Source organism: Kribbella sp. DT2, assembly GCF_049844575.1.
Taxonomy (GTDB): domain Bacteria; phylum Actinomycetota; class Actinomycetes; order Propionibacteriales; family Kribbellaceae; genus Kribbella.
This window is the reverse complement of record NZ_JBNCLH010000025.1, coordinates 1-1308: the sequence shown is the minus strand read 5'-3', so window position 1 is coordinate 1308 and position 1308 is coordinate 1. Positions and strand designations below refer to the sequence as shown.

1 protein-coding gene is annotated in these 1308 nt (G+C 59.6%); it reads left to right on the top strand.

What is annotated here, in order from left to right:
* Positions 1 to 67: 67 nt before the first annotated feature.
* A protein-coding gene (locus ACLQ2O_RS41905) for an IS3 family transposase (protein WP_425843474.1) occupies positions 68 to 1266 on the top strand; the annotation gives its coding sequence in 2 pieces (ribosomal slippage) (positions 68 to 332 and positions 332 to 1266; 1200 coding nt in all).
* Positions 1267 to 1308: the final 42 nt, after the last annotated feature.

Here is a 1308-nt window from a genome sequence, read left to right as displayed (position 1 = left end):
ACTGAGGAGCCACGAACTTTCCGGACAGTGACCCAACTAAGATTGGGTTGTCTGGAGAGGGAAGATGTTGCCGCGTCCGAAAAAGAATTTCACTCCTGAGTATCGGGAGGAGGCCGTGAAGTCGGTGATCGAGTCTTCACGTCCTGTCGCTCAGGTTGCCAGGGAACTGGGTATCAACCCGGGAACCCTCAGTAACTGGGTGAGCGCCTATAAGCGTGACCATGCCGGCGAGGAACCGGCACTCAGTGTGAATGAGCGTGCCCGGCTCCGTGAGTTGGAGCGGGAGACGCGGGAACTCCGGATGGAGAACGAGTTCCTGAAAAAAGCCGCAGCATACTTCGCCAAGGATCATCGTTGAGCGACAAGTTCGAGTTCATCGACGCGGAATATGCAGACAGCCTGACCGGCAAGAACGAAAATGCGCCGTCGATTGTGAAGATGTGCCGATGGCTCGGGGTGAAGCGGTCCAGTTTCAACGATTGGCGTAGTCGGCCGGCGTCGGCGACAGCGAAGCGCCAAGGCGAACTCAAGTTGGTCATCGCCAAGTCGTTCGAGGAGTCCGACGAGACCTACGGATACCGGCGTGTGCATGCTGACCTGGTCGCGTGGGGCGTCCCCTGCGGGCTGGAGTTGGTGCGCAAACTCATGCGGGAGCTGGGCCTGGAGTCGTGCCAGCCGCGACCGTGGCGGCACAGCCTGACCGAGCAAGACGGCCAGGCCGGCCCGATCCCTGACCTGGTCGCGCGGGACTTCACCGCCGACGCGCCCGGCGTCAAGATGGTCGGTGACATCACCTATGTCTCGACTTGGGAAGGCTGGTTGTATCTGGCGACTGTGATCGATTGCCACACCAAGGCCGTGATCGGGTGGGCGATGGGCGATAACTACAAGACCCCACTCGTCGAGGCGGCAATCGAAATGGCTGCCCGGAACCACGAGCTCGCCGACGGCGCGATCTTCCACTCCGACCGGGGCAGTAATTACACATCCGCCCAGTTCGCCGAGACATTGAAGAATAACAACATTCGTCAATCAGTCGGCCGGACCGGCAGCTGCTACGACAACGCAATGGCGGAATCGTTCTTCGGGGCGCTGAAGAACGAACGTACCCACCGCACCGAATACCCGACCCGGGAACACGCACGCCGCGATATTGCCCGGTACATCGAATTACGCTACAATACCAAACGCCGCCACTCGGGGCTCGGCTACAAAACCCCGCAGCAAGTCCGCGACGAGTATCTGGAATTACAGTCTGCAGCGTGAACTAACCGTTAATAGACTGTCCGGAAAATGCATGGCACCTCA